At 61.4% G+C, this 24,099-nt stretch carries 23 protein-coding genes and 1 riboswitch; of the genes, 21 read left to right on the top strand and 2 right to left on the bottom strand.

The window, feature by feature from the left end; all coding sequences use genetic code 11:
• Genes cobN through cobJ form a run of 5 tightly spaced genes read left to right on the top strand, consistent with a single transcriptional unit; the run spans position 1 to position 6,545 of the window.
• The gene (gene cobN / locus AB1A64_RS06795; RefSeq protein WP_366550705.1) at positions 1–3,294 is read left to right on the top strand and encodes a cobaltochelatase subunit CobN; all 3,294 of its coding nucleotides are present in this window, start codon (positions 1–3) and stop codon (positions 3,292–3,294) included.
• A complete protein-coding gene (locus AB1A64_RS06800; RefSeq protein ID WP_366550706.1) occupies positions 3,291–4,430 on the top strand; it encodes a cobalamin biosynthesis protein CobG in 1,140 nt (379 codons plus the stop codon). Before cobN ends, AB1A64_RS06800 begins: the two co-directional genes overlap by 4 nt.
• Positions 4,430–5,059 (top strand): precorrin-8X methylmutase, encoded by a 630-nt coding sequence (locus AB1A64_RS06805; RefSeq protein WP_366550707.1) that lies wholly within the window; start codon positions 4,430–4,432, stop codon positions 5,057–5,059. Before AB1A64_RS06800 ends, AB1A64_RS06805 begins: the two co-directional genes overlap by 1 nt.
• Positions 5,056–5,784: a precorrin-2 C(20)-methyltransferase gene (locus tag AB1A64_RS06810; protein ID WP_366550708.1), complete on the top strand. Its 729-nt coding sequence runs from the start codon at positions 5,056–5,058 to the stop codon at positions 5,782–5,784. The genes AB1A64_RS06805 and AB1A64_RS06810 overlap by 4 nt, the downstream gene beginning before the upstream one ends.
• Positions 5,781–6,545 (top strand): precorrin-3B C(17)-methyltransferase, encoded by a 765-nt coding sequence (gene cobJ / locus AB1A64_RS06815; protein WP_366550709.1) that lies wholly within the window; start codon positions 5,781–5,783, stop codon positions 6,543–6,545. The genes AB1A64_RS06810 and cobJ overlap by 4 nt, the downstream gene beginning before the upstream one ends.
• On the opposite strand, the gene AB1A64_RS06820 is transcribed toward cobJ, so the two are convergent.
• Positions 6,536–7,267 carry a cobalt-precorrin-6A reductase gene (locus AB1A64_RS06820; RefSeq protein WP_366550710.1) on the bottom strand — a complete coding sequence of 244 codons (732 nt, stop codon included), beginning with the start codon at positions 7,265–7,267 and terminating at the stop codon, positions 6,536–6,538. The genes cobJ and AB1A64_RS06820 overlap by 10 nt on opposite strands.
• Between AB1A64_RS06820 and cbiE the strand changes: the two genes are divergently transcribed.
• From cbiE to AB1A64_RS06865, 9 genes are all read left to right on the top strand, one after another.
• Positions 7,266–8,465, top strand: a complete 1,200-nt coding sequence (gene cbiE, locus AB1A64_RS06825; RefSeq protein WP_366550711.1) for a precorrin-6y C5,15-methyltransferase (decarboxylating) subunit CbiE — start codon at positions 7,266–7,268, stop codon at positions 8,463–8,465. The genes AB1A64_RS06820 and cbiE overlap by 2 nt on opposite strands.
• Positions 8,462–8,830, top strand: coding sequence for a cobalamin biosynthesis protein (locus tag AB1A64_RS06830; RefSeq protein ID WP_366550712.1), 369 nt, complete (start codon positions 8,462–8,464; stop codon positions 8,828–8,830). Before cbiE ends, AB1A64_RS06830 begins: the two co-directional genes overlap by 4 nt.
• The gene (cobM, locus tag AB1A64_RS06835; protein ID WP_366550713.1) at positions 8,827–9,621 is read left to right on the top strand and encodes a precorrin-4 C(11)-methyltransferase; all 795 of its coding nucleotides are present in this window, start codon (positions 8,827–8,829) and stop codon (positions 9,619–9,621) included. Before AB1A64_RS06830 ends, cobM begins: the two co-directional genes overlap by 4 nt.
• A complete protein-coding gene (locus tag AB1A64_RS06840; RefSeq protein ID WP_366550714.1) occupies positions 9,614–10,930 on the top strand; it encodes a cobyrinate a,c-diamide synthase in 1,317 nt (438 codons plus the stop codon). The genes cobM and AB1A64_RS06840 overlap by 8 nt, the downstream gene beginning before the upstream one ends.
• The gene (gene cobA, locus AB1A64_RS06845) at positions 10,927–11,655 is read left to right on the top strand and encodes a uroporphyrinogen-III C-methyltransferase (RefSeq protein ID WP_366550715.1); all 729 of its coding nucleotides are present in this window, start codon (positions 10,927–10,929) and stop codon (positions 11,653–11,655) included. The genes AB1A64_RS06840 and cobA overlap by 4 nt, the downstream gene beginning before the upstream one ends.
• A complete protein-coding gene (gene cobF, locus AB1A64_RS06850; RefSeq protein WP_366550772.1) occupies positions 11,648–12,391 on the top strand; it encodes a precorrin-6A synthase (deacetylating) in 744 nt (247 codons plus the stop codon). The genes cobA and cobF overlap by 8 nt, the downstream gene beginning before the upstream one ends.
• Before the next feature lie 43 nt (positions 12,392–12,434).
• Positions 12,435–12,642, top strand: a riboswitch (cobalamin riboswitch).
• A gap of 35 nt (positions 12,643–12,677) precedes the next feature.
• Positions 12,678–12,848: a CbtB domain-containing protein gene (locus AB1A64_RS06855; protein WP_082643659.1), complete on the top strand. Its 171-nt coding sequence runs from the start codon at positions 12,678–12,680 to the stop codon at positions 12,846–12,848.
• Positions 12,849–12,852: 4 nt separating this feature from the next.
• A complete protein-coding gene (locus AB1A64_RS06860; RefSeq protein WP_366550716.1) occupies positions 12,853–13,551 on the top strand; it encodes a CbtA family protein in 699 nt (232 codons plus the stop codon).
• Between the two features lie 67 nt (positions 13,552–13,618).
• Positions 13,619–14,113, top strand: coding sequence for a hypothetical protein (locus AB1A64_RS06865; RefSeq protein WP_366550717.1), 495 nt, complete (start codon positions 13,619–13,621; stop codon positions 14,111–14,113).
• Here AB1A64_RS06865 and AB1A64_RS06870 read toward each other — a convergent pair.
• Positions 14,110–14,454: a DUF1636 family protein gene (locus AB1A64_RS06870; protein ID WP_366550718.1), complete on the bottom strand. Its 345-nt coding sequence runs from the start codon at positions 14,452–14,454 to the stop codon at positions 14,110–14,112. The two genes, AB1A64_RS06865 and AB1A64_RS06870, sit on opposite strands and share 4 nt — an antisense overlap.
• 141 nt (positions 14,455–14,595) lie before the next feature.
• Between AB1A64_RS06870 and AB1A64_RS06875 the strand changes: the two genes are divergently transcribed.
• The 7 genes from AB1A64_RS06875 (at position 14,596) to mdoH (ending at position 24,087) form a co-directional block, all read left to right on the top strand.
• Positions 14,596–15,054 (top strand): DUF302 domain-containing protein, encoded by a 459-nt coding sequence (locus tag AB1A64_RS06875; protein WP_366550719.1) that lies wholly within the window; start codon positions 14,596–14,598, stop codon positions 15,052–15,054.
• A gap of 79 nt (positions 15,055–15,133) precedes the next feature.
• Complete coding sequence (locus tag AB1A64_RS06880; RefSeq protein WP_366550720.1) at positions 15,134–16,753, top strand: thiamine pyrophosphate-binding protein; 1,620 nt, start codon at positions 15,134–15,136, stop codon at positions 16,751–16,753.
• Positions 16,740–17,924 (top strand): CaiB/BaiF CoA-transferase family protein, encoded by a 1,185-nt coding sequence (locus AB1A64_RS06885; protein ID WP_366550721.1) that lies wholly within the window; start codon positions 16,740–16,742, stop codon positions 17,922–17,924. Before AB1A64_RS06880 ends, AB1A64_RS06885 begins: the two co-directional genes overlap by 14 nt.
• Before the next feature lie 181 nt (positions 17,925–18,105).
• Entirely contained in the window at positions 18,106–19,476 is a 1,371-nt protein-coding gene (locus tag AB1A64_RS06890) for a tetratricopeptide repeat protein (RefSeq protein ID WP_366550722.1), read from the top strand.
• A 32-nt stretch (positions 19,477–19,508) separates the two neighbouring features.
• Positions 19,509–20,726: an OpgC domain-containing protein gene (locus AB1A64_RS06895; protein ID WP_366550723.1), complete on the top strand. Its 1,218-nt coding sequence runs from the start codon at positions 19,509–19,511 to the stop codon at positions 20,724–20,726.
• A complete protein-coding gene (locus AB1A64_RS06900; RefSeq protein WP_366550724.1) occupies positions 20,723–22,222 on the top strand; it encodes a glucan biosynthesis protein G in 1,500 nt (499 codons plus the stop codon). The genes AB1A64_RS06895 and AB1A64_RS06900 overlap by 4 nt, the downstream gene beginning before the upstream one ends.
• Positions 22,219–24,087, top strand: a complete 1,869-nt coding sequence (gene mdoH, locus AB1A64_RS06905) for a glucans biosynthesis glucosyltransferase MdoH (protein ID WP_366550725.1) — start codon at positions 22,219–22,221, stop codon at positions 24,085–24,087. The genes AB1A64_RS06900 and mdoH overlap by 4 nt, the downstream gene beginning before the upstream one ends.
• The last annotated feature ends 12 nt before the right edge of the window (positions 24,088–24,099 follow it).

Raw genomic sequence — 24,099 nt, forward strand, 5'->3', positions numbered from 1 at the left:
ATGCACGTCGTCTTCCGCGAAAGCCACGGGCTCGAAGAAACTGAGACCCCGACCGATCTGGGCCAAAGTCCGGCGGATCTGGTGGTGCTGTCCTTTTCGGACAGCGACCTTGGCGCTTTCGCGGCAGGCTGGCATCGCGGTGGCGGGGCTGAGGGGCGGATGCCGACGATGCGGTTGGCCAATCTGACGGCGTTGAAACACCCCCTGTCCGTTGACACCTATGTTGAACAGACGTTGGAAGGTTCCAAAGGTATCCTGATCCGTCTGATCGGTGGTGTGCCCTACTGGTCTTATGGTCTGCAACAGGTTCTGACTCTCGCGCAGACCAAAGGGATCGCATTGGCCGTATTGCCCGCAGACGGGCGCGAAGACACGCGGTTGGATGACTACTCCACCCTGCCCGTTTCCACTCTGCGGCGGCTTGCGCATCTGTGCGATACCGGCGGCGAGGTTGCGGCGCAGGCCGCGCTGGCGCAGATGGCGCTAGCAGCGGGGCTTTATGCCGGGCCGGTGATGGGCGCCAAAACCATCCCCGAATGCGGAGCCTGGTGCCCTGACCGTGGCGTGATCCCGGTGGATAAGGCGTTCACAAGCGATGCGAAGCGCATTCTCGTGAGTTTCTACCGCGCGTACCTGACCTCGGCGGACACCGCCCCGGTCACGACACTGATCCGCAGCCTGCGCGCGCGCGGGTTTGAGGCCGTGGGCCTGTTCGCGCCATCGCTGAAAGCCCCAAACGCCGCCGAGTGGTTGCGCGGAAATATCGTAGCAATGCAGCCGTCGGCCATCATCAACGCCACCTCATTCTCGGGCAAGGGTGCGTCTGGCACATCTCCGTTAGACGCGGCAAATGTCCCTGTGTTTCAGGTCGCTTTGTCAACTGCACGCCGCAAGGTCTGGGCCGAGGCGGAACGTGGCCTCTCACCCGCGGATCTCGCCATGCATGTCGTACTGCCCGAGGTGGACGGGCGGATTTCGGCGGGCATCGCCTCATTCAAAGAACCCGGAAAACGAGATCCACATCTGGAATACTCGCGATTTGCCCACCGGTCCGAAGATGAACGGATTGAGGCCATCATCGACCGGGTGACCGGCTGGCTGGCCCTGCATGATAAGCCCAAAGCCGATCAAATCCCGGCGCTGGTGCTGTCCACTTACCCCGGCAAGGATTGGCAGATGGCCCATGCTGTGGGACTGGACGCGTTAGCCTCGGCCGAGGCGATGTTGGCTGATCTGCAGGGCGAAGGGTACTGCACCGCCCCTGCCCACCCCATTGCCGACACCTTGATGGATGCGCGGATTACGTGGCCGCTCCAAGACTACCAGACAGCGCTTGCAGACTTGCCTGAACAACTGCGTACTGACCTCAATACCGTTTGGGGACAGCCACAGAATGACCCGACGTTCGCGGACGGCGCTTTCCAGTTCACCGCTTTGCGTCGCGGCAACGCGCTGATCGCGCTGCAACCCGAACGCGGCACGCCCGAGTTGCGCGAGGACGATTACCACGACCTCTCACGCACCCCACGCCACGGCTATGTGGCCTTCTACCTGTGGCTGCGCAAAGGGTTGGGTGCGGACGCGCTGATCCATATCGGCGCGCATGGAACGCTGGAATGGCTGCCTGGCAAGTCGGTCGCCCTGTCGGCGAATTGCTGGCCCGAGGCGCTGATCCGCGATCTGCCAGTGATCTATCCATTCATCGTCAATGACCCCGGCGAGGCTGCGCAGGCCAAGCGCCGGATCGGGGCGGTCACGTTAGGTCACATCCCACCCCCGATGAAGGAAAGCGGCACGCCGGATCGAATGGTGCGGCTGGAATCTCTGCTGGACGAGTTTTCGAACGCCGACGGGCTGGACCCCAAGCGCCGCGACCGTCTGCAAGAAGATATCCGGGACGAGGCGCAGGCCATCGGGTTGGAAAGCGATCTGGGTCTGGATCAGGCCACCTGCACCGCCGAGGCAATCACCCGCATCGACCGCTTTGTCTGCGATATCAAGGAAAGCCAGTTCGGTGACGGGTTGCACATCTTTGGTCGCGCGCCTGAGGTCACCGGTAATTTCGACCCTGCCCCTTCCGCCCTTGCGGAACGCAGGGCTCTGCTTGACGCGCTGGCGGGAAAACGGATCGAGGCCGGACCGTCTGGTTCCCCTTATCGTGGGCGGTCGGATGTGCTGCCTACCGGTCGGAACCTCTATACCACCGACCCACGTTCGGTTCCCACCCGCGCCGCCTATACCCAAGGCGTGAAATTGGCCGAAGAACTGGTGCGGCGGCATCTGCAAGAGGAAGGCGATTATCCCAAGGGGCTGATCGTCGATCTGTGGGGCTCGGCCACCATGCGCACGGCAGGCGAAGAATTCGCCATGGCGCTGCACCTGTTGGGCGTCAAGCCAGTCTGGGACAAGGGGTCCGAGCGAGTGTCAGGCATCGAAGTGCTGCCGATCACCGATCTTAGCCGCCCCCGCCTTGACGTGACCCTGCGCGTATCGGGCCTGTTCCGCGACGTGTTCCCGACACTTTCGGCACTGTTCGGTCAGGCCGTCCGTGCCTTGTCCGACCGTGATGAGGCGGCGGACTGGAATCCCTATGCCGGGCAAGCCCCCGCCGCGCGGGTCTTTGGCCCCGCCCCCGGCAGCTATGGTGTGAATATGACGCAACTGGCTGAAATCTATACCGATGAAGCCCGCGTACAGGCGGGCGAGGCATGGCTGCAGGCAAGCTCCTTTGCATTAGAGGGCGACCATATCGCTCAGGATGTCACCGGCATCACCGAACGCGTCGCCAACGCCGACAGTTTTGTCCACCTGCAAGACCTGACCGAGACCGACCTGCTGCTGGCCAACGACTATGCCACGCATGAGGCCGGGTTTGCCGCAGCCAAGACCATCACCGGCGGCAGCGCGCAATTGTACCATCTGGATAACACCAACCCCGACACTCCCCGCGCCCGCACCCTGCCCGAGGAAATCAGCCGCGTGGTCCATGCCCGCGCTGCAAATCCCGGCTGGATTGCAGGGATGCAACGGCACGGGTTCCGCGGGGCCGCAGAGATCGCGGCGACGCTGGACCACATGGCCTCATTCGCCCATCTGTCCGGCACGGTCGCGCCGCATTTGTTTGATCTGTACCACGATGCCACGTTGGGCGACGCTGAGGTTGACGCTTTCCTGCAAGAGGCCAACCCGCAAGCGCATCAAGCCATGCAGGACCGGTTCCGCGCTTTACTTGAGGCCGGGCTATGGAACACGAGGCGGAACTCAATTCGTGCCGATTTGGAGGGTTTGGGATGAGCGCCCCCGTATCTAAACCTGTTGTTCAGGGCTGGTGCCCCGGCGCACATCGCCCAATGATGTCAGGCGACGGGCTGGTGGTGCGGGTGCGCCCCCGGTTGGCGCGTTTGAACGCAACGCAGGCTCTGGGGCTGTGCCAACTGGCCGAGCGGTTCGGCAATGGCACCATCGACCTGACCAACCGCGCCAATCTGCAATTGCGCGGTGTAAAAGAAGCCGATCACCAATCGTTGCTTGCCAAGCTTTCCGCGCTTGATCTTTTGGACGCCGAGCCGGGCATTGAAGTCCGGCGCAATATTCTGGTTTCACCGCTTTATGAAGCGGGCGATCTGACCGCACGGCTGACGCAAGCCCTGATTCATCGACTGGCAGATCTGCCCGCCTTGCCTGCAAAATTCGGTTTTGCCATCGACACCGGCCCGGCCCGTCTGCTGGCCGCGGATTCTGCGGATATCCGGCTGGAGACCGGCGCGGAGGGCCTGATCCTGCGCGCCGATGGGTGCGAGACAGGGCGCGCCGTCTCAGAGGCCGAAGCCATCGACCAGCTTATCTTGCTGGCTGATTGGTTTGCCGAAAACCAGACCCAGGACAACCGCCGCATGGCCCGCGTGGTCGCAGCCCAAAGCCTGCCTCAGGACTGGCAAGGCAGCCTGCCCAGCGTTGCAGGCTTACCGCTGCAACCCGGCATTTGTGAACTGGGCGCGCTCTATGGCGCAACGTTCGGACAACTGCCCGCGCGGCGACTGTTCACCCTGATTGAGGACACTGGCGCATCAGCGCTGCGTGTAACGCCCTGGCGGCTGTTCCTGTTGGAAGGCGGGGCGGCGATCCCGGCCCCGGCCTTTGTCACAGATGGCACCGATCCGCTGATGACCACCGACGCCTGCCCCGGCGCCCCGTTCTGCCCGCAGGCGCAGGCGGAAACCCGTGGTGTCGCCCGAGCGCTGGCACCGCATGTGGAAGGCAGCCTGCATGTCTCGGGCTGCTCAAAAGGATGCGCCCGAATAGGACCAGCGGATGTCACTTTGGTCGGTCGCGAAGGGCGATTTGACCTTGTCAAAAACGGCCGCGCAGGGGATGAGCCCTGCCAACGCGGGCTGACCCCCGAAACACTTATGACCATGGACCTGACCTGATGCCCTATGAATATGAAACCGATGGCGCGGCGATCTATAAGGAAAGCTTTGCCACCATCCGGTCCGAGGCCGATCTGGCCCGGTTCGACGCCGACGAGGAACAGGTCGCCGTCCGCATGATCCATGCCGCCGGGATGGTCGGGCTGGAGGAATTCGTGCATTTCTCGCCCGGTTTCGTCTCTGCTGCCCGTAACGCTTTGGAAAACGGCGCGCCGATCCTGTGCGACGCGCGCATGGTCAGCGAGGGCGTGACCCGGTTCCGCCTGCCCTCCGACAATGAGGTGATCTGCACCCTGCATGACGAGCGTGTGCGCCCGCTGGCCGCTGAGATGAGCAACACGCGCTCAGCCGCTGCGCTGGAATTGTGGCGCCCGCATCTTGAAGGCGCTGTTGTGGCGATCGGCAACGCGCCAACTGCCCTGTTCCACTTGCTGAATATGCTGGAAGACCCCGACTGCCCACGCCCCGCTGCCATCATTGGTTGCCCGGTGGGCTTTGTCGGTGCAGTCGAATCCAAGGACGCTTTGTGGGCGGCGCAACCAGTGCCATCCTGCATCGTCAAAGGCCGTCTGGGCGGCAGTGCCATCACCGTCGCCGCCGTCAACGCCATCGCGAGCCGCGTGGAATGAGCGCGGGCAAGATATACGGCGTCGGCCTTGGCCCCGGCGATCCGGACCTGATGAGCGTTCGGGCCGACCGTCTGCTGCGCAATGCGCGCCACGTGGCGTTTTTCCGCAAGCCCGGCCGCAGCGGTCAAGCACGCAAGATCGTCAATGGCATGATCCCCGGCGATGCTGTGGAATTTCCGATGGAATATCCCGTCACCACGGAAATCCCTGTAACTGATCCGCGTTATAACGAGCTGCTGTCGGCCTTCTACAAAGACTGCGCCGCGCATTTGAAAACCCTGTCGGAACAGGGTGAGGACGTAGTGGTTTTGTGTGAAGGTGACCCGTTTTTCTACGGATCATTCATGCATCTTTACAGTCGCTTGCGTGACGAAGCTAATGTCGAAGTCGTTCCCGCCATCACCGGTATGTCTGGCGCGTGGACGGCAACCGGTGACCCGATCACCTGGGGCGACGACGTCCTTACTGTTCTGGTCGGCACACTCCCCGAAGATACTCTGGCAGAACGCATGGCACAGACCGATGCTTTGGTGGTGATGAAGATCGGGCGCAACATCGACAAGGTAAAACGGGCGCTGAAAACGGCTGGCCTTTATGATCGCGCGTGGATCGTTGAGTTCGCGCAGATGCCGAACCAGACCGTGACCAAACTGTCCGAGGCCTGTGACAAGGTCACCCCCTACTTCTCGATCATCATCGTGCATGGTCAGGGGCGGCGGCCATGAGCGGTTGGGTTAAAATCGCGGGCCTTGGACCCGGAAACGAAGACCTCGTGACGCCTGAGGTTTCCGCGGCATTGGCCGAAGCCACGGATATCGTCGGTTATATCCCGTATGTTGCCCGCGTGGCTGAACGCCCTGGCCTGACGCTGCACGCCAGCGACAACCGGGTCGAGATTGACCGGTCGCAGCACGCGCTGCAAATGGCGGCCGAAGGTAAACGCGTGGTCGTTGTATCCTCGGGCGATCCGGGCGTGTTTGCCATGGCAGCCGCCGTGTTTGAAGCGCTGGAAAATGGCCCTGCCGAGTGGCGCGAGATTCCCATCGACGTGTTACCGGGGATCACCGCGATGCTGGCGGCATCGGCACGCGCTGGGGCACCTTTGGGGCATGATTTCTGCGCCATCAACCTCAGCGACAATCTGAAACCCTGGTCGCTGATCGAAAAACGTCTGCGCCTTGCAGCGCAGGGTGATTTCGCGATGGCGTTTTATAATCCGCGCTCAAAATCCCGCCCTGAAGGCTTTGTAAAGACGCTGGAAATCCTGCGCGAGGAATGTGAACCCGAACGTCTGATCCTGTTCGCCCGCGCAGTATCTCGCGCGGACGAGGCGATCAGAATATCGACACTGGCCGAGGCCACGCCGGATATGGCAGACATGCAGACCGTGGTCATCGTGGGGTCATCCCTGACCCGTGTGATCGAACGGGACAGCAACCCGATCGTCTACACCCCGAGGTTCACACCTGCCAAGGATCAAGAATGAGCCAGCCAGTCCAGAACCTGCGTCACGCTCGTCAGCTCTTGCCGTTGTGGCAGGGCTGGACGGTCGATCATCAGCACTGGCACGCCCAGCGCCCGCGCGGCATCCAGTTTGGCGCGCGCACCGGTGCCGCCTGCGTTCTTGGACACCACCAATTCAATGCCATGGCGCTGCATCAGCGCTTGGTCATCCGCTTCGGTAAACGGCCCGCGCGAGACAACCACATCGTAATTAGGCAAGGGCAATTCACTGGGTTCATCCACCAGCCGCAGCAGGTAATGATGCTGAGGTTGGGCGGCGAAGTCCTCGAGATGCATCCGCCCTACGGCCAGAAAGACACGCTGCGGCGCGCCGGACAGCGAGGCAACTGCGCCGTTGATGTCAGGAACGAGCAGCCAGCGGTCCCCGTCTTGCGCCGTCCAGGCCGGACGGGTCAGCGCAGCCAGTGGCAGCCCGGTATCGCGGCAGGCGGCAATGACGTTCCGGCTCATCTGCGCGGCAAAGGGATGGGTGGCGTCGACCACGTGAGTTATCGCGTGGTTGCGAAGGTATTCCACCAACCCCTGCGTCCCGCCAAAACCACCGACACGCACAGGCAAGGGTTGCGGGCGGGGGTTATCGACCCGTCCGGCATAAGAATAAGTTGCCGGAATGCCCTGCTCGGCCACGGTCTTGGCCAGCGCGTTGGCCTCGGTCGTACCGCCAAGGATCAGGAGGTGTGTCATGCGTAAAGCTCCGTGGCTGACCGTTCTGGGCTTGGGCGAAGATGGACTGGATGGCCTGCCACCGGCAAGCCGTCAAGTGCTGGAACGCGCCGAAATCGTCATGGGCCCACCGCGGCACCTGTCGCTGATCCCCGAGACCGATGCGCAAAGGGTTGAGTGGCCTATACCTTTCTCCGATGGCCTTCCGATGCTGGCCGGCTTTCGTGGCCGTCCGACTGTGGTTCTCGCCTCGGGCGACCCCTTCTGGTTTGGTGCAGGTTCAGTTATCGCGCGCAATTTCGAGGCTGGCGAATGGACGGCCCTGCCCGGCCAATCGACTTTTTCACTGGCCGCCGCGCGATTGGGCTGGCCGCTGGAGACCACGCTGACCTTCGGCCTGCACGCGGCCCCGCTGACCCGGTTGCGTCCTGATCTGGCACCGAGGGTGCGCGCCATCCTGCTGTTACGGGACGGCAAGGCGGTGGCGGAACTGGCGACCTATTTGACCGAAACCGGTTTTGCCGACACCCGACTGCATGTGATGGAGGCCTTGGGCGGCCCCCGCGAACGGGCGCGCAGCGTATCGCTGACCGAAGCGCTGCTAGGCGGATTCGACCATCCGGTCTGCGTCGGGCTTGAAGTTGCAGGTGAAGGTCGCGCCTTTCCAAAGGCGTCGGGCAAGCCGGATGAGATATTCGAAACCGATGGTCAAATCACCAAGCGTCCCGTACGTGCGTTAACTCTGTCGGCATTGGCTCCGCAGCGGGGCGAACACCTTTGGGATATCGGCGGCGGCACGGGTTCGATCAGTATCGAATGGCTGATGTGTGACCAGACCCTGACGGCCACAACTATCGAACCCCGCGCAGATCGCGCTGAACGCATTCGCCGCAACGCTGATACGCTGGGTCAGGACCGGCTGAACGTTGTGCATGGCACGGCCCCGGGCTCACTGGGTGGTTTGACTTTGCCGGACGTGGTTTTCATCGGCGGCGGTCTCAGCACCGAACTGATGGAATGGCTGCAAGCCGCCCTGCCCAAAGGCACAAGGTTGGTCGCCAACGCGGTGACCTTGGAAAGCGAAGCTTTGCTGGCGCACTGGCAGGACAAGCTGGGCGGAGAGCTTTTGCGCATCGAGTTGGCGCAAGCCTCGGCGCTTGGCCCCCGGCGCGGCTGGAAATCCGCTTATCCGGTGGTACAGTGGAGCGTCACCCTATGATCGTCGCAGGATTGGGATTTTCGTCCACGGCGACGTTGGACAGCCTGCGCGCAGCCTTTGATCGAGCCAGCGGCGGGCAGCGTGTGGATGCGCTAGCCACGGTGGCGGACAAAGACGGACATCCTGCGCTGATCGAATTCGCCTCGACCACCGCCTTACCCTTGCATTTCGTCGCCCCGGCCGATCTGGCCGGGCAGCGCACGCTTACCTGCTCGAACCGCAGCCGCGCCACGTATGGCACCGGCAGCGTGGCCGAAGCATCCGCCCTTGCCGCCGCCGGTTCCGGTGCGCGGCTGACCTCACCCAGACAAATCTCAGACGACCGGCTGGCCACCTGCGCCATAGCCATCGGAGGACAAACATGACCGTTCATTTCATTGGCGCCGGACCGGGCGCTGCCGACCTGCTGACCCTGCGCGGACGTGATATCATCGCGTCTTGCCCAGTGTGCCTTTATGCCGGGTCGCTGGTGCCCGAGGAAATCCTTGGTCACTGTCCCGAGGACGCAAAGATCATAAACACCGCGTCGATGGATCTGGATCAAATCATGGCCGAGATCGAGACCGCACATCAGGCTGGTCAGGATGTGGCGCGCCTGCACTCTGGCGACCTTTCGGTCTGGTCGGCGATGGGTGAACAAATCCGACGGCTGAAGGAAATGGGCATACCAGTCAGCGTCACCCCCGGCGTGCCGTCTTTTGCTGCTGCAGCGGCTTCACTGGGAACCGAGCTGACCCTGCCTGGACTGGCACAATCCGTGGTGCTGACCCGGACGCCGGGCCGTGCATCCTCGATGCCCGAAGGTGAGACGCTGGAGAATTTTGCCCGCACCGGTGCGACTCTGGCCATTCACCTGTCGATCGGCAATCTGGATAACGTGATTGCCGACCTGACCCCAGCCTATGGTGCGGACTGCCCAGTGGCCGTGGTGTATCGCGCCAGTTGGCCGGATGAGAGGATCATCCGCGCAACGCTGGACACCTTGAAAGAGGCGCTGGATGAAAGCATCTCGCGCACCGCACTGATCATGGTGGGTCCGGCGCTGGCAGGCGAAGGGTTCGATGAAAGCTGCCTGTATTCAAAGGATTACGACCGCCGCTATCGCCCACAAAGTGCCGATAGCCCGTGGTCAAGCTGGAGCCACGGTGATGACTAACCCCCCGGGTCTTCTGATTTCTGCCCCGTCCTCGGGAACAGGCAAGACAACGGTCATGCTGGGTCTGCTGCGGGCCTTGGCCGAGGATGGGCTGACCGTGCAACCGTTCAAAAGCGGCCCGGACTATATCGACCCTGCTTTTCATAGGGCTGCTGCCGGGCGCTCCTCGTTCAATTTGGACAGTTGGGCGATGGGTGACCCGTTGCTGAGTGCGATTTCGGCACAGGCTGAGGGTGCAGATATCGTGGTGGCCGAGGGATCGATGGGGCTGTTTGACGGCGTCGCCAAGCCGGGCGAGCTGGGGCACGGGTCCAGCGCCGAAACCGCCCAACGCATGGGCTGGCCTGTGGTGCTGGTGCTGGATGTGGGCGGTCAGGCGCAATCAGCGGCGGCAACGGCGCTGGGGTTTCGGATGTATAACCCCGACCTGCCTTTCGCGGGTGTGATCCTGAACCGTTGCGCCAGCCCCCGGCACGAGCGTCTGACCCGTCTGGGCATGGAGCGCGCGGGTCTGCCGGTTCTGGGCGTTTTACCCCGGCGCGGTGATCTGACCCTGCCGGAACGCCATCTGGGCCTGATACAGGCGGTTGAGCATCCTGATCTGGAAAGCGCGATTGTAGGTTATGCCGCGTTTTTGCGCGAACATGTGGACCTTGAGGCGATCAAGGTGGCGGCTTCCTCAGGCCCCAATGGGCCATCGTCAGCCGCGCTGCCGCGCCCTCCGGCGCAACGGATTGCGTTGGCCCGCGATGCCGCGTTTTCCTTTACCTATCCGCATTTGCTGGAAGGCTGGCGCGCGGCGGGTGCAGAAATTGTGCCGTTTTCACCTCTGGCGAACGAGGCACCCGCTGCCGATGCCGATCTGGTCTGGCTGCCCGGTGGCTATCCGGAATTGCATGCCGGCACACTGGCCGCCGCCGACACGTTCCAGACGGGACTGCGCACGCACGCCGAATCCAAACCCGTGCATGGGGAATGCGGGGGGTACATGGCGCTGGGCCAGGCCTTGATCGACAAAGAGGGCGAACGGCACCAGATGGCGGGTCTGTTGGGGCTGGTGACCTCGTATGAAAAGCGCAAGTTTAATTTGGGATATCGGCGCGCGGAGTTGCTGGCCCCGATGCCCGGTTTTGCAATTGAGACGGCTTTGCGGGGGCATGAGTTCCACTATTCCTCTATCATAGAACAGCCTGACGCACCGCTGGCGCGGGTGTTTGATGCCGAAGGTGCTGAAGGGCCGCAAACAGGATCGGTACGCGAGAACGTCACTGGCACGTTCTTTCACCTTATTGCCGAGGCTACGGCATGAGCGGTTTCGTATCCTTCATAGGTTCCGGCCCCGGTGATCCCGAGCTTTTGACCCTGAAGGCGGTCGACCGGATGCAGAAGGCAGATGCGGTGCTGTTTGACGATCTCAGCAGTGGTCCCATCCTGAGCCATGCGCATGACGATGCAGATCTGGTGGGCGTGGGCAAACGGGCCGGGCGGCCTTCACCCAAGCAGGATCACGTGAGCCGCCTATTGGTGGATTACGCCAAAACCGGTGCCCGCGTGGTGCGGTTGAAATCCGGCGACGGCGGGCTGTTCGGGCGGCTGGAAGAAGAGTTGGTTGCCCTGCGTGCTGCAGGGATCGAATATGAAATCATCCCTGGCATCCCTTCGGCGGTTGCAGCTGCGGCAGCGGCGGGAATCCCCCTGACACGACGCCTGACCGCGCGGCGGGTGCAATTTGTCACTGGCCACGATGTCAGTGGCAAACTGCCCGAAGATCTAAACCTGCCCGCGCTGGCCGATCCGGATGCAACGACTGTGGTGTTCATGGGCAAACGGACCTTTCCCCTGTTGGTAAATGCGCTGCATGAGCATGGCCTGCCGCTGGAGACACCTGCCCTAATGGCCGAATCCGTATCGACTCCCGACCAGAGCCTGCATCGTGCAACCATCGGCGCGCTGTCGGAAAAGCTGGAGGCCGAGATCGGTACAGCCCCGGCCCTGATCCTGTATGGCCCGCTGGCAGAGTTCGATGATGATTGACCTGACGCTGATCGGAATTGGCACCGGCAACCCGGATCACGTTACGTTTCAGGGTGCAAAAGCCATTCGCGATGCCGACCTGATTCTGATCCCGCGCAAGGGCGAGAACAAGGCCGATCTGGCTGGGCTGCGTGAAGAGATCATTGCAGCTGTGTCTGACACTCCGCCGCAGATCACCTATTTCGATATTCCCAAGCGCCGGGCCGACGATGGTTATCTGCGCGGGGTCGACGACTGGCATGATGCCATTGCCCTGCGCTGGCACGAGGCGATTGCGGCCCACCCTAATGCGCGGCATGTGGCGCTGCTGATCTGGGGCGACCCGTCGCTTTATGACAGCTCGCTGCGAATCGCGTCGCGGCTGGACCCTCAGCCCACGACACGGGTGATCCCCGGCATCACTGCGCTGCAGGCATTGACGGCCGCCCACGCCATCCCGATCAATGATCTGGGCGCGCCTTATGTTGTGACCACTGGACGGCGGATCAGGGATGAAGGCTGGCCAGCAAATGCCTCGAAAGTGGCGGTAATGTTGGATGGCGAGTGTTCATTTCAAACCCTGGACATGACCGATTATGACATCTGGTGGGGTGCCTATGTCGGCATGAAAGAGGAAATCCTGATCAAAGGCGCTTTGACCGATGTGGCGCAGGAGATTCTGGACACCCGCGCCAAGGCACGCGCCGATCATGGTTGGATCATGGATATCTATTTGCTGAAAAAGCGCGTGATCTGACCTAAAAGGTCGCAAATGACGATTGCACCAGCGGCACCATAGAGGCTAAATGAAGGCGTCTGGTCCTGCCGGAGACATCCGGATGCTAAGAGGGAATGTGGTGCGACTGCCGTGGCAGTCAATTCCATAGCCGCCCCCGCGACTGTAAGCGGAGAGCCCCTGTTCAACCAGCCACTCCTGTTCTCAGGGGGAAGGCGAACAGAGGCATAGACCCGCAAGCCAGGAGACCTGCCAGGCGACAATTGTAACACCGGCCGTCGGGTGCGACGGCAAAGGAGAATTAAAGATGGCAACACAAACGCAAACAGTATCCGCCTCGCGCGCTGGTATCCTTCCGGTCATGTTCGCGGTGGTTCTGGGTCTGGGTATCATCACCCTGACCGGTCACGTACAGGCCGCGGCGCTGCACGACGCAGCACACGACGTGCGCCACGCGACCGGCTTCCCCTGCCACTAAGACCATGTTCAGTCGTATACTGACCAGCGCGTTGTTCGCTGGTGCTGCAGCGGGGCTGATTGCCGCCTTGCTGCAGTTGGTCTTTGTGCAACCTGTTTTGCTGCACGCAGAGCTTTACGAATCCGGTGAGCTGGTGCATTTCGGAGCCGAGGCCGTCTCGGCGCATCCCGAATTGCCGGGCATGTTCTCGGAACTGACCCGTGACGCGCTGAGCGTCATCTTCACCATGCTGACCTACACCGGCTATGCGCTGCTGATGGTCGCGCTGATGTCCGTGGCCGAAGGCCAAGGCCACACGATTGATGGCCGTATCGGTGTTTTGTGGGGTCTAGCTGGTTTTATAGCCTTTCATCTGGCGCCCGGCTTTACTCTGGCGCCTGAGGTGCCTGGTGTTGCGGCCGCTGACGTCTATGCCCGTCAGGTCTGGTGGTTCGCCACGGTTGGTGCCGCACTTGTTGCGCTGTGGTTGATCGCCTTTGGCGGCAACTTGATCAGCTATGTGATCGCAGCGGTTCTGTTGATGGCACCGCATCTGATCGGCGCGCCCGAACCGGATGTGTTCACCGGCCCCGTCCCAACCGAGATCGGCGCCCTGTTCGCCGCCCGTGCCTTGGGCATCGGTCTGGTGGCCTGGGTTCTGGTCGGTGCCTTTGCCGGGTATTTCTGGCAAAGCGAAGGCAAACGCGTCGAAGCAGCGGCCTGATTCTCTCACATAATGACGCGCCGGGTTCTGCCCGGCGCGTTTCTTTTTGCCCTTAAGGAAAGAAAAAATGGCACGCTCACTTGCCCTTTTTGCAATCGGCCTTGTGTTCGGTGGTGGTGCTGGTTTTGTGCTGGCGGCGGCCAATGGCGTCACGTTTGACGGCCACGATCATGGCGATCCGTCCCATCACGGCGGCGCGCATGCCGAAGCAATGGCCCATGACCATTCGACCACGGTAAACCTGCCCGCAGGGGCGGACGCCCCCAGCGTTGCAATCGCACTGACCCAGGACCCGATGGCCGGGTGGAACCTGCACGTCATGCCGCAGAATTTCCGATTTGCCCCGGAAAACGCGTCAACAGCCGACGTAAACGGCGAAGGCCACGCGCATGTTTACATCAATGGCGAGAAATTGGCCCGTCTTTACGGCAACTGGATACACATCCCCGACCTGCCGAAGGGAGAGGTCGAGGTTTCGGTATCGCTGAACGCAAACAGCCACAGCGCACTGACGGTCGACAACATACCGGTCAGCGCAGCCGTGACCGTTCAGGTCGATTAAAGCGCCGGTATCCGCGCGCGCAAACACATCCGAAGTCGCCCGCAGGGTCGGGCGTCTTCGATCCAACCTGCGGGACTGGCCAGATAGGCTTTGCAGGTCGCGGCGATGTCTTCGGCATCCGTAACGATATTGACCCCCGAAAACACGTAAGACGCCCGCCCTGCGGCCTGCAATGCCAATGCGGTCGGCTCAGCGCAGCCACTGAAACAGGCGTGATCCGAGACGTCGACCCGACCATTCAGCCCTGCACGCACCAGCGCGTCGTCCACGGCCTGCCTCTCGGCCACTCGGTCACGCGTTCCCGCACAACTGCTGCAAATCAATAGGCGTATCGGGTCCACGTGTGGCCTCGTGTTTGATGGTTTCCATGTTTCTGCGGCTTTCTGGACGTCGGCGCAATCCTGAATACGCACGGAAATGTGCGTGCGCGGAACCCGGATTTCTGGCATCACTCAGACAGTCACATTGAACGAGGCACCGTCATGCGCGCGCTTTTGGGTTTGCTCTGTCTTCTCGCCCTGCCTGTCCGGGCCGATGAACCATTGTCGGGTTGGGCAGTGTATCCAACCGTCAAAAGCTATGAGGAACTGGTCGCGGATACGAAGGCTGCCGTAAAAGATAACGGGCTGATCGTGGTCACGCAGGCTGGTCCGACCAAGGCGGCTGCGGCCCGTGGCATCATCATACCCGGCAATCTGGTGATCGGTGCTTTTAACAACGACTATGCCGTGCGCGTTTTGGAAACCTCAGTCAGTGCCATGATCGAAGCGCCGATCCGCTTTTACGTGACCGAAAACGACGACGGCACCGCCACCCTGTCCTACAAAACGCCCAGCTTTGTTTTTGCCCCTTATGTCTATGAGGGCGGAGAGCTTTTGCGCGATATTGCCCAAGAACTTGACACAAAGTTTCAGGCAGTGGCGGAATCCGCCGCCAAATAGTCACACTGACGTGAACCTGCTTGCGTCTGGCTACGTCCTCCGCAATCTGCTGAGCAGCGAAATTTTCGGAGCATAACGAATGCAGGACCTCTCTCCCCGCGCGGCTGACCTTTTGGCCCAACGACTATACGAGGCCGGGTGCCGCCACGCTTTTGGTATGCCAGGCGGAGAGGTTCTGACGCTGGTGGATGCACTGGAACAGGCCGGGATCACCTTTCACCTGACCAAACACGAAAATGCCGCGGGTTTCATGGCCGAGGCGGTTCACCACCGCGATGGCGCGCCTGCCATTCTAGTGGCCACTTTGGGCCCCGGCGCGATGAACGGGATAAATGTTGTTGCCAACGCGCTGCAGGACCGGGTGCCGATGATCGTTCTGACCGGCTGCGTCGATGAGGATGAGGCGTTGACCTATACCCATCAGGTGATGGACCACGCGCAGGTTTACCGCTCGATCACAAAGGGAACGTTCACACTGACGGCACAGGGCGCGGATGTTGTTGCGGACAAGGCGGTTTCGCTGGCCAACCTACCCCGCCCCGGTCCGGTTCACATCGACGTGCCGATCTCGGTCGCGGATACGCGCGTATCCGGGATCAAACGCCGCCGTCTGGTCAAACCCGCTGCGGTCGCGCCCGAAGGGAACTGCGTTGAGAAAGCCCGCCGCTGGGTGACCGAGGCCGAACGCCCCATCGCGATCGTGGGTCTGGACGTGCTTTATGACAACTCGCGCAATGTGGTGCAGGCGTTTCTGGAACATTTCAATATTCCCTTCGTGACCACCTACAAGGCAAAAGGCGTCGTGCCCGAGGATCACCCTTTGTGCCTTGGCGGTGCGGGTCTGTCCCCATTGGCCGACAAACATCTGGTGCCGCTGGTGGAGCAAGCCGATCTGGTGCTGTGTCTGGGCTATGACCCGATCGAAATGCGCCCTGGCTGGCGCGAAATCTGGGACCCCGAGGAAAAGCGCGTCATCGATATCTCGGCCGTGGTCAACGATCATTACATGCATCAGGCCGGGTTGAATCTGGTCGCCCACACGGGCGCCACGCTAGAGGCCATCGCCAAGGGGAACCCCGCCCGCGCGACGTGGCCAGGTGGTGAACCCGCGCAGGTCAAAGCTGCACTGGCGCAGGCCTTCCCCGCGGATGATGACTGGGGCCCTGCGGCCGTGATCGCCGAATCCCGCGCCGCCTTGCCCGCTGATACACTGGCCACCGCCGACAGCGGCGCGCATCGCATCCTGCTGAGCCAGATGTGGGACTGCCACGAAGAACGCGGGCTGATTCAATCCTCGGCCCTGTGTACCATGGGCTGCGCCGTACCGATGGCCATTGGCCTGAAACTGGTCGATCCTGACCGCCCGGTCATCAGTTTCTCGGGCGATGCTGGTTTTCTGATGGTTGCCGGAGAGCTGTCGACCGCAGCCGAGATGGGCGGCAATCCGATTTTTCTGGTCTTTGTCGATGCCAGCCTTGCGCTGATCGAGTTGAAACAGCGCCAGCGTCAGATGGGCAATATGGGCGTGGATTTCGACCGCCAAGACTTTGCCGCCATGGGGCAAGCCTTTGGTGGCTATGGACATACCGTCCGCAACCGCGCAGAACTGCGGTCGGCGTTGGAGCAGGCGGTCAAAGCCGACCGCTTTACCGTCATCGCCGCAGAAATCGAGCGTGGAGGATATGATGGCCGGATCTGAGGGGCCGCTGAAAGGCGTCAAGGTGCTGGATCTCAGCCGCATTCTGGCTGGACCGACCTGTACGCAGCTGCTGGGCGATTTGGGCGCTAACGTCATCAAGATCGAAAACCCGGCCAGTGGCGGAGATGACACCCGGCAATGGGGCCCTCCTTACGTTGAAGACGCTCAGGGCAACCGCTCGGACCTGAGCGCCTATTTCATGTCGGCCAACCGCAACAAGAAATCCGTCGCCATCGACATCACTACGCCCGAAGGCCAGGCTGAAATCAAACGGCTGGCATCGCATGCCGATATCCTGATCGAGAATTTCAAACCCGGCGGGCTGGCAAAATACGGACTGGATTATGCCGCGCTGTCGCCGGAGTTCCCGAGCCTCGTCTATTGTTCGATCTCGGGTTATGGCCAAACCGGGCCGAATGCGTCCAAGCCCGGCTATGACCTGATGGCGCAAGGTTATGGCGGGATCATGTCGCTGACCGGCGACCCCGAAGGCGCACCGATGAAGGTGGGTGTTGGTATCGCTGATGTGATGTGCGGAATGTATGCCTGCGTTGGCATTCTAGCCGCTCTGCGCCATCGGGATCAGACCGGCGAAGGCCAACAGATCGATCTTGCACTGGTCGATGCACAGGTTGCTTGGCTGATCAATGAAGGCGTCAATTACCTGACCTCGGGCAATGTCCCGCAACGGCGGGGCAACGGGCATCCCAACATCGTACCCTACGACGTTTACGAAACCTCGGATGGCCATGTGATTCTGGCCGTGGGCAATGACGGCCAGTTCCGCCGTTTCTGCGACTTTATCGGGCGGCCCGAGCTGGCCGATGATCCGCGCTTTGCCACCAACCCGGCGCGCCTGGAAAATCGCGACGCCCTGAACGCAGTTCTGCGCCCAGCGGTTCAAGCCTATGATACAGCCACCGTCATCGCCGAGCTTGAAACCCGCAAAGTACCTGTCGGCCCGGTGCGGACTTTGGATCAGGTTTTTGCCTCGGATCAGGTCGCGGCGCGGCACATGCAGATCGCCATGCAGGCGGCTCCGGGGCCGGTACAACTGATCGGGAATCCGCTGAAATTGTCACGCACTCCGGTCACCTATCGCACTGCCCCGCCTGAATTCGGGGCGGACACTCAGGCCGTTTTGAACGCCGAGAAACCGTTCGAAGATTGAAACACTGTGCCCAATTCGGCGGCATGTTGCTGAAACATGCCGTTGAATCGGCGGTTTTTTTCACGTTTTACACACACGGCTTTTCACCAATTCGAGAGCAGCGGCGATACTGATACGACGCCGTCAGAGTCTCTGCTACATCGAATAGTGTAGAAATTCGCAACTGGATCGGACCAACCGCATGAAACAAGATGTTTTCGGACAGATGAACACCCTCAGCCAATCGGCAAGTGTCGAGGCGTGGAATGGTGTTCTGCTTGGGTTCATGGCGCACGCGGCCATAACGCCGCAACATTTGGGCAAGGTGCTGGAGCTTGAGCCTGACTTTGCCCTGGGTCACGCCATCAAGGGCCTGTTCATGGTTCTGCTGGGCCGGCGTGAGATGACAGCGGTCGCGGTCGAGGCCCTGTCAGAGGCCAAAGCCGCGATGGAACGGCAACCGATCTCTGAACGTGAGCGCATGTATGTCGAGGCGCTAGGCCTGTATTTGGAAGATCTGCCCTCGCAGGCGATACAGAAATTCGAGCAGATCCTGCGCTCCCATCCGCAGGATACTCTGGCGATGAAACTCAGCCACGCAACCCGGTTCGTTTTGGGTGACCCGGCCGGTATGCGCCGGTCGATCGAACGGATCTTGGCCGCCTATGAACCAGATCACCCAGGGCGTGGCTATCTTCTGGGCTGTCACGCTTTCGCGTTGGAGGAAACAGGCGAATACCAAAAGGCGGAGATTGCCGGACGCCAAGCCCTTTGGATGGTTTCGGATGACGCCTGGGGTCTGCATGCGGTGGCCCATGTGCACGAGATGCAGGGCAATGCGCAGCTAGGTCTGGACTGGTTGGCCGGACGCGAAGACGCCTGGACCCATTGCAACAACTTCCGCTATCACGTCTGGTGGCACAAAGCGCTGATGCATCTGGACTTGGGTCAAGTCGAGCAGGTGATGGAGCTGTATGACACTCATGTTCGCCAAGACAAAACGGACGATTACCGCGATATTTCAAACGCAACCTCGCTGCTGTCACGCCTGGAGCTGGAAGGCGTCGACGTGGGCAATCGCTGGGAAGAGCTGGCCGACCTCAGCGCGGCCCGGACAGAGGATGGCTGTGTGGTCTTCGCCGACCTTCACTATCTGTTGGCATTGACTGGTGATAACCGCAGCGAAGCGACCAGCAAGATGTTGCAGCGCATCCAGAAAGACGCGCAGCGCAATCAGGGCGATACCCCGGTCCGCATGTCCGATCCGGGCATTGCGGCCTCCAAAGGGCTAGAGGCTTTTGGCGAAGGACAGTACGCCGCCGCCTTCGACTTTTTATCGAGTGCCCGCAATGGTATGCAGCTGGTAGGTGGCAGCCACGCCCAACGTGATGTATTCGAGCGCATCACCATTGATTCGGGCCTGCGCGCGGGCCGTCTGGATGCTGTCGAGCGCATCTTGGACGATCGCCGCGCCAAACGGGCCGGAGGCGAGGACAATTACGCACTGGCGCGCCGCGCATTGATCGATGCGGCCCGCGACAACGGAGACGCACAAAGCGTCCCGGCTGAATAACAAAAACAAAGACCAAGAAGGACAGAACACGTATGGCGACTGCATCGCCCGCTTCTGATTTTGCGCCTGTGGCCGCCTCGGCGGCCGCCCCTGCCCGTGTGCGTGATCCGCGCCTGGATTTTTACCGCGGCATTGCGATGTTCATCATCCTGATCGCGCATATTCCCAACGACCCCTGGGCCAGATGGATCCCCGCGCGGTTCGGCTTTTCCGATGCGACCGAGATTTTCGTGTTCTGTTCCGGCATGGCCTCGGCCATCGCCTTTGGCGGGGCCTTTCTGCGCAAGGGCTGGTGGCTGGGTACCGCCCGCGTGGCGTTCCGCATTTGGCAGGTCTACTGGGCACATATCGCGCTGTTCTTCTTTGTCGCCATGTCCATGGCCGCGCTGAACGAAAGCGGGTTGTTCGAGAAAGACTATATCTCTTCGCTGAACTTGCAGCATTTCTTCAACGACCCTGCGCCGCAGATTGTCGGGCTGTTCACCCTGACCTACGTGCCCAATTACTTCGACATCCTGCCGATGTATCTGGTGGTTCTGGCGATGATGCCGCTGGTTATGGGGCTGTCACGGATCGGGTTCTGGGCAGTTGCCCTGGCTTCGGTCACGCTCTGGCTGGTGGCTCAGACCGACGTTCTGGACCTGCCGGCCGAGCCGTGGTCGGATCGACAGTGGTTCTTCAACCCCTTCGGTTGGCAATTGCTGTTCTTCACCGGCTTTGCCTTCATGCGAGGCTGGATTCCTGCCCCCCCGGTCTCGAAAACGCTGATCTGGGCGGCGACGCTGTTCCTGATCTTCTCGATGCCATTTGGCTCATGGAAAGTTTTCACCTGGATCAACGCAGCATTTCCCGATCTGGCGGATGAAATCCGCAAGGTCTGGCCTGTCACGAAAGAGTTTCGCGACAAGACCGATTTTGGCCTGTTCCGGTATCTGCACTTCCTGTCGCTGGCCTATCTGGGTTGGGTCGTTGCGGGCGAACACGGTCACCGTCTGATCGCCACCGGTCACGGCGCGGCGGCCAAAATCTGGCAATTCCTGCTGACCTTGATCACCAAGGTCGGACAGCAATCGCTGGCAGTATTCGTATTTTCCATGGCAGCAGCACGGCTTATCGGCGTCGGGCTGGACCTGAGTGGGCGGGATGTTGCCAGTGTGTTCATCGCTAACATGATTGGCTTTGCGATGATCATCGGCGTGGCATACATGGCCGCTTGGTTCAAATCACAACCTTGGAAGTCAAAGAAATGAATTTTACACGTCGCGCATTTCTGGCCTCGACTTCGGCGCTTGCCTTTGCGCCAGCCACATTTGCCACCGGCGGGGAAACCCCCTTTGACCGTAATGACGTCATCGCGATGGCCCGGGATCTTGCCAGCCGCCCCTATGCCGAACGCGAGATGGTGCCGCAGGAATGGCAGGACCTGACGTATCAGCAATACCGCTCGATCCGGTTCCGCCTAGATCGCGCGCTGTGGTATGAAACCGAGACGCCCTTCAACGTCGATTTCTTCACACCCGGCTTATACTTCCCGCGCACCGTCAAGGTGTCAACGGTCGAGAATGGTTTCGCAACTCCGGTCGCGTTTGATCTGAGCATGTTCGACAAATCCGAGGATGTCCCTGAACTGCCGGTCGACGACACGCTGGGCTTTTCTGGACTGCGCCTACGCACCGAGATGCACCGCCCCGGCAAAACCGATGAATTTTGCGTCTGGCAGGGTGCCAGCTATTTCCGCGCCATTGGTCTGCACGAAGTTTATGGCTTGTCCGCCCGCGGTCTGGCCCTGAAAACCGGCGATCCGGACGGTGAAGAGTTCCCCGAATTCATCCGTTTCTGGCTGGAGCGCCCCAAACCCGGCCAGCGCGACATGGTGGTCCACGCGCTGATGGACAGCCCCAGCGTGACCGGTGCCTATCGGTTCAACGTCACCGCAGGCGCGGATTGTGTGATGGATATCGAGGCCACCCTGTTCCCGCGCGAAGAGCTAACACATGTAGGCATCGCGCCGGGCACCTCGATGTTCCTGTTCGATCAGACCAACCACAGCCGGTTCGACGATTTCCGCCCCGCCGTCCACGACAGCGACGGCCTGCTGATCCGCAACGGTGCCGGAGAAGTCATTTGGCGACCGTTGGCAAACCCGACGCGCCTGCAGATTTCGTCCTTCGTTGACATGAACCCGCGCGGGTTCGGCCTGATGCAACGGAAACGCGACTTCTCGGACTATGCGGATCTTGAGGCGAACTACCACAAACGCCCCGGCCTGTGGGTCGAGCCCGGCTCCGACTGGGGCAAAGGCTCGGTCACGCTGGTCGAAATTCCGGCAGATCAGGAAATCTATGACAACGTCGTCGCCTATTGGCGACCGATGGAGCCATACGCAGCAGGCAGCCAGGTTGACCTGTCCTATCGCCTGATTTGGGGGGACGAGCCGCAGCGCACGCCGATGCCGCGCGTGATCAACACCGCGATGGGTGAAAACACCTTTGGCGAAGGGCGCCTGGCCGTCATCGACTTTGAACCGTCCGAGTTGTTCGACGACCCCGAGGCGATGACGATCTTCGTCAATTCGCCCCACGCCGAAACGTCCGAGGGCGTACTGCAGCGCAACCCGGACACCGGCGGGCTGCGTCTGGCCTTTTCCTTCCAGCCGGGCGAGCGGAACCACGTGGAACTGCGCGCGCAGTTGCTGAAAGACAAACAGCCGGCCTCTGAGGTCTGGCTCTATCGTTGGACTACATGACCGAAGACCTGCATATCATGCCGCCCGAGGCACCGCTGGCCATGCCCGCGCAGGATTTCAGCGCGGGCTTCCGCGATGCCCAAGTGCCCGAGGGTCAGCGCCCCTCAGCCGGATTCTGGCGCGCTTTGGCGTTTTCGCCCGCGATGGCGGCGACATTAGGCCTGCTTTGGGTTATGAGCGACTGGTTCGGTGCCGAGGGGATCAACCTGATCGAAGCCATCCTTCTGGCTCTGATCTCGTTCAACTTCTTCTGGATATCTTTCACGGTCTGCACCGTGCTGCTGGGCATGGTCTCGCTATCTCGCCAGGAACAGCCCAAACGTGAAGGCCGCCCCCAGCCCCTGCGCGTGGCGCTGCTGATGCCGGTCTATAACGAGGTGCCGTGGAATGTGCTGGGCAATGCCCGCACGATGCTTGAGGATTTGCAGGCGCGGGGTGGTCAGCACCACTATGCGATGTTCATCCTGTCCGACACCCGCGACCCCGAGATCGCAGCACAGGAACAGGCCAGTATCGAGGCGCTGCGCACGACGTTGGCCCCTGGACTGGAGCTGTATTACCGCCGTCGCGAGGAAAACACGGATCGCAAGGTCGGCAATATCGCCGACTGGGTTAGCCGCTGGGGTTCAGACTGGGATGCAATGTTGGTGCTGGATGCAGACAGCCTGATGACGGGTCGCGCTATCCTGCGCTTGACGGATTCACTGGCGCGCGATTCTGGCGCGGGCCTGATCCAAAGCTATCCGCAACTGATCGGTGCGCAATCGGTCTTTGCCCGGATGCAGCAGTTTGCCAACGGCGTCTACGGTATCGCCTTTGCCGAAGGTCTGGCGCGCTGGTGCGGGCAAGAGGGCAACTATTGGGGCCACAACGCGATTATCCGCACCAAGGCGTTCGCCAACTGCGCGGGTCTGCCGAAACTGCGTGGCCTGAATGGTCAGGAAAAGCTGATCATGAGCCACGATTTTGTTGAGGCCGGTCTGATGCGCCGCGCCGGTTGGGGCGTGCGGTTCCTGCCGCGCATCCGCGGCTCGTACGAAGAAACACCGCCCACACTGATCGACCATGCGCTACGCGACCGTCGTTGGTGCCAGGGCAACCTGCAGCACTTGAAGCTGCTGGGGTCTGCCGGGTTCCGTGCGGTTTCGCGGTTCCACATGTTCCACGGGGCGGTGGGCTATCTAATGTCGCCGCTGTGGTTCGCCTTGCTGGTGATGTGGGCGCTGATCGGTCAGGGCGAGGATGCATCCGTCCTGCACTATTTCAGCCCCGACAACCCGCTGTTCCCGCAATGGCCCGAGATGTCGGAAACCCGGCATGTGCTGATCATTCTGGTGATGTATGCGATGTTGCTGGCCCCCAAGGTGCTGGGCGTTCTGGCCCTGCCCCTCAGCGGTGTGCGCTATGCGGATTTCGGCGGCGGTTCCAAATTCCTGACGTCGTTCCTGGCCGAGGTTGTCCTGTCGATCCTCTACGCCCCGATCCTGATGGTGCAACAGATGATCGCGGTGTTCCGCACGGCCTTGGGCTTGCAAAAAGGCTGGTCCCCGCAGGCGCGGGATGGTGGCAGCTATAGCCTGCAAACGCTGATCCTGTGCCACATGCTGGAAACCATCAGTGGCATCGCGCTGAGTGTGGGTATCCTGTCCGGTCTGGTGTCGATCTGGCTGGCCCCGATTGCCGTCAGCCTTGCACTGGCGATCCCTCTCTCCGCACTCAGCGGTGTGTCAGCTGGTACCGCGCGGCGCATGGTCGGGATGAAAGAGGATTTCCGCGAACCCGACATCACCCGCTCGGCCCGGCGTCATCGCAACGAGCTGAAGCGCCTGATTGAGGGTAAATCGGTCATGACCCCTGCCGAGTAAAGCACTTTGCGT

It is taken from the genome of Ruegeria sp. ANG10 (genome assembly GCF_040705255.1).
GTDB lineage: Bacteria > Pseudomonadota > Alphaproteobacteria > Rhodobacterales > Rhodobacteraceae > Ruegeria.

Excerpts from the sequence above, each read along its gene's own strand:
- AB1A64_RS06885 (WP_366550721.1), top strand. The coding sequence starts at position 16,740 with ATGGCCGGATCTGAGGGGCCGCTGAAAGGCGTCAAGGTGCTGGATCTC.
- cbiE (WP_366550711.1), top strand. The coding sequence starts at position 7,266 with ATGCGTAAAGCTCCGTGGCTGACCGTTCTGGGCTTGGGCGAAGATGGA.
- AB1A64_RS06865 (WP_366550717.1), top strand. The coding sequence starts at position 13,619 with ATGGCACGCTCACTTGCCCTTTTTGCAATCGGCCTTGTGTTCGGTGGT.
- cobM (WP_366550713.1), top strand. The coding sequence starts at position 8,827 with ATGACCGTTCATTTCATTGGCGCCGGACCGGGCGCTGCCGACCTGCTG.
- cobF (WP_366550772.1), top strand. The coding sequence starts at position 11,648 with ATGATTGACCTGACGCTGATCGGAATTGGCACCGGCAACCCGGATCAC.
- cobA (WP_366550715.1), top strand. The coding sequence starts at position 10,927 with ATGAGCGGTTTCGTATCCTTCATAGGTTCCGGCCCCGGTGATCCCGAG.
- AB1A64_RS06890 (WP_366550722.1), top strand. The coding sequence starts at position 18,106 with ATGAAACAAGATGTTTTCGGACAGATGAACACCCTCAGCCAATCGGCA.
- AB1A64_RS06895 (WP_366550723.1), top strand. The coding sequence starts at position 19,509 with ATGGCGACTGCATCGCCCGCTTCTGATTTTGCGCCTGTGGCCGCCTCG.
- AB1A64_RS06900 (WP_366550724.1), top strand. The coding sequence starts at position 20,723 with ATGAATTTTACACGTCGCGCATTTCTGGCCTCGACTTCGGCGCTTGCC.
- AB1A64_RS06800 (WP_366550706.1), top strand. The coding sequence starts at position 3,291 with ATGAGCGCCCCCGTATCTAAACCTGTTGTTCAGGGCTGGTGCCCCGGC.
- cobN (WP_366550705.1), top strand. The coding sequence starts at position 1 with ATGCACGTCGTCTTCCGCGAAAGCCACGGGCTCGAAGAAACTGAGACC.
- AB1A64_RS06805 (WP_366550707.1), top strand. The coding sequence starts at position 4,430 with ATGCCCTATGAATATGAAACCGATGGCGCGGCGATCTATAAGGAAAGC.
- AB1A64_RS06880 (WP_366550720.1), top strand. The coding sequence starts at position 15,134 with ATGCAGGACCTCTCTCCCCGCGCGGCTGACCTTTTGGCCCAACGACTA.
- mdoH (WP_366550725.1), top strand. The coding sequence starts at position 22,219 with ATGACCGAAGACCTGCATATCATGCCGCCCGAGGCACCGCTGGCCATG.
- cobJ (WP_366550709.1), top strand. The coding sequence starts at position 5,781 with ATGAGCGGTTGGGTTAAAATCGCGGGCCTTGGACCCGGAAACGAAGAC.
- AB1A64_RS06860 (WP_366550716.1), top strand. The coding sequence starts at position 12,853 with ATGTTCAGTCGTATACTGACCAGCGCGTTGTTCGCTGGTGCTGCAGCG.
- AB1A64_RS06875 (WP_366550719.1), top strand. The coding sequence starts at position 14,596 with ATGCGCGCGCTTTTGGGTTTGCTCTGTCTTCTCGCCCTGCCTGTCCGG.
- AB1A64_RS06830 (WP_366550712.1), top strand. The coding sequence starts at position 8,462 with ATGATCGTCGCAGGATTGGGATTTTCGTCCACGGCGACGTTGGACAGC.
- AB1A64_RS06840 (WP_366550714.1), top strand. The coding sequence starts at position 9,614 with ATGACTAACCCCCCGGGTCTTCTGATTTCTGCCCCGTCCTCGGGAACA.
- AB1A64_RS06855 (WP_082643659.1), top strand. The coding sequence starts at position 12,678 with ATGGCAACACAAACGCAAACAGTATCCGCCTCGCGCGCTGGTATCCTT.
- AB1A64_RS06810 (WP_366550708.1), top strand. The coding sequence starts at position 5,056 with ATGAGCGCGGGCAAGATATACGGCGTCGGCCTTGGCCCCGGCGATCCG.
- AB1A64_RS06820 (WP_366550710.1), bottom strand. The coding sequence starts at position 7,267 with ATGACACACCTCCTGATCCTTGGCGGTACGACCGAGGCCAACGCGCTG.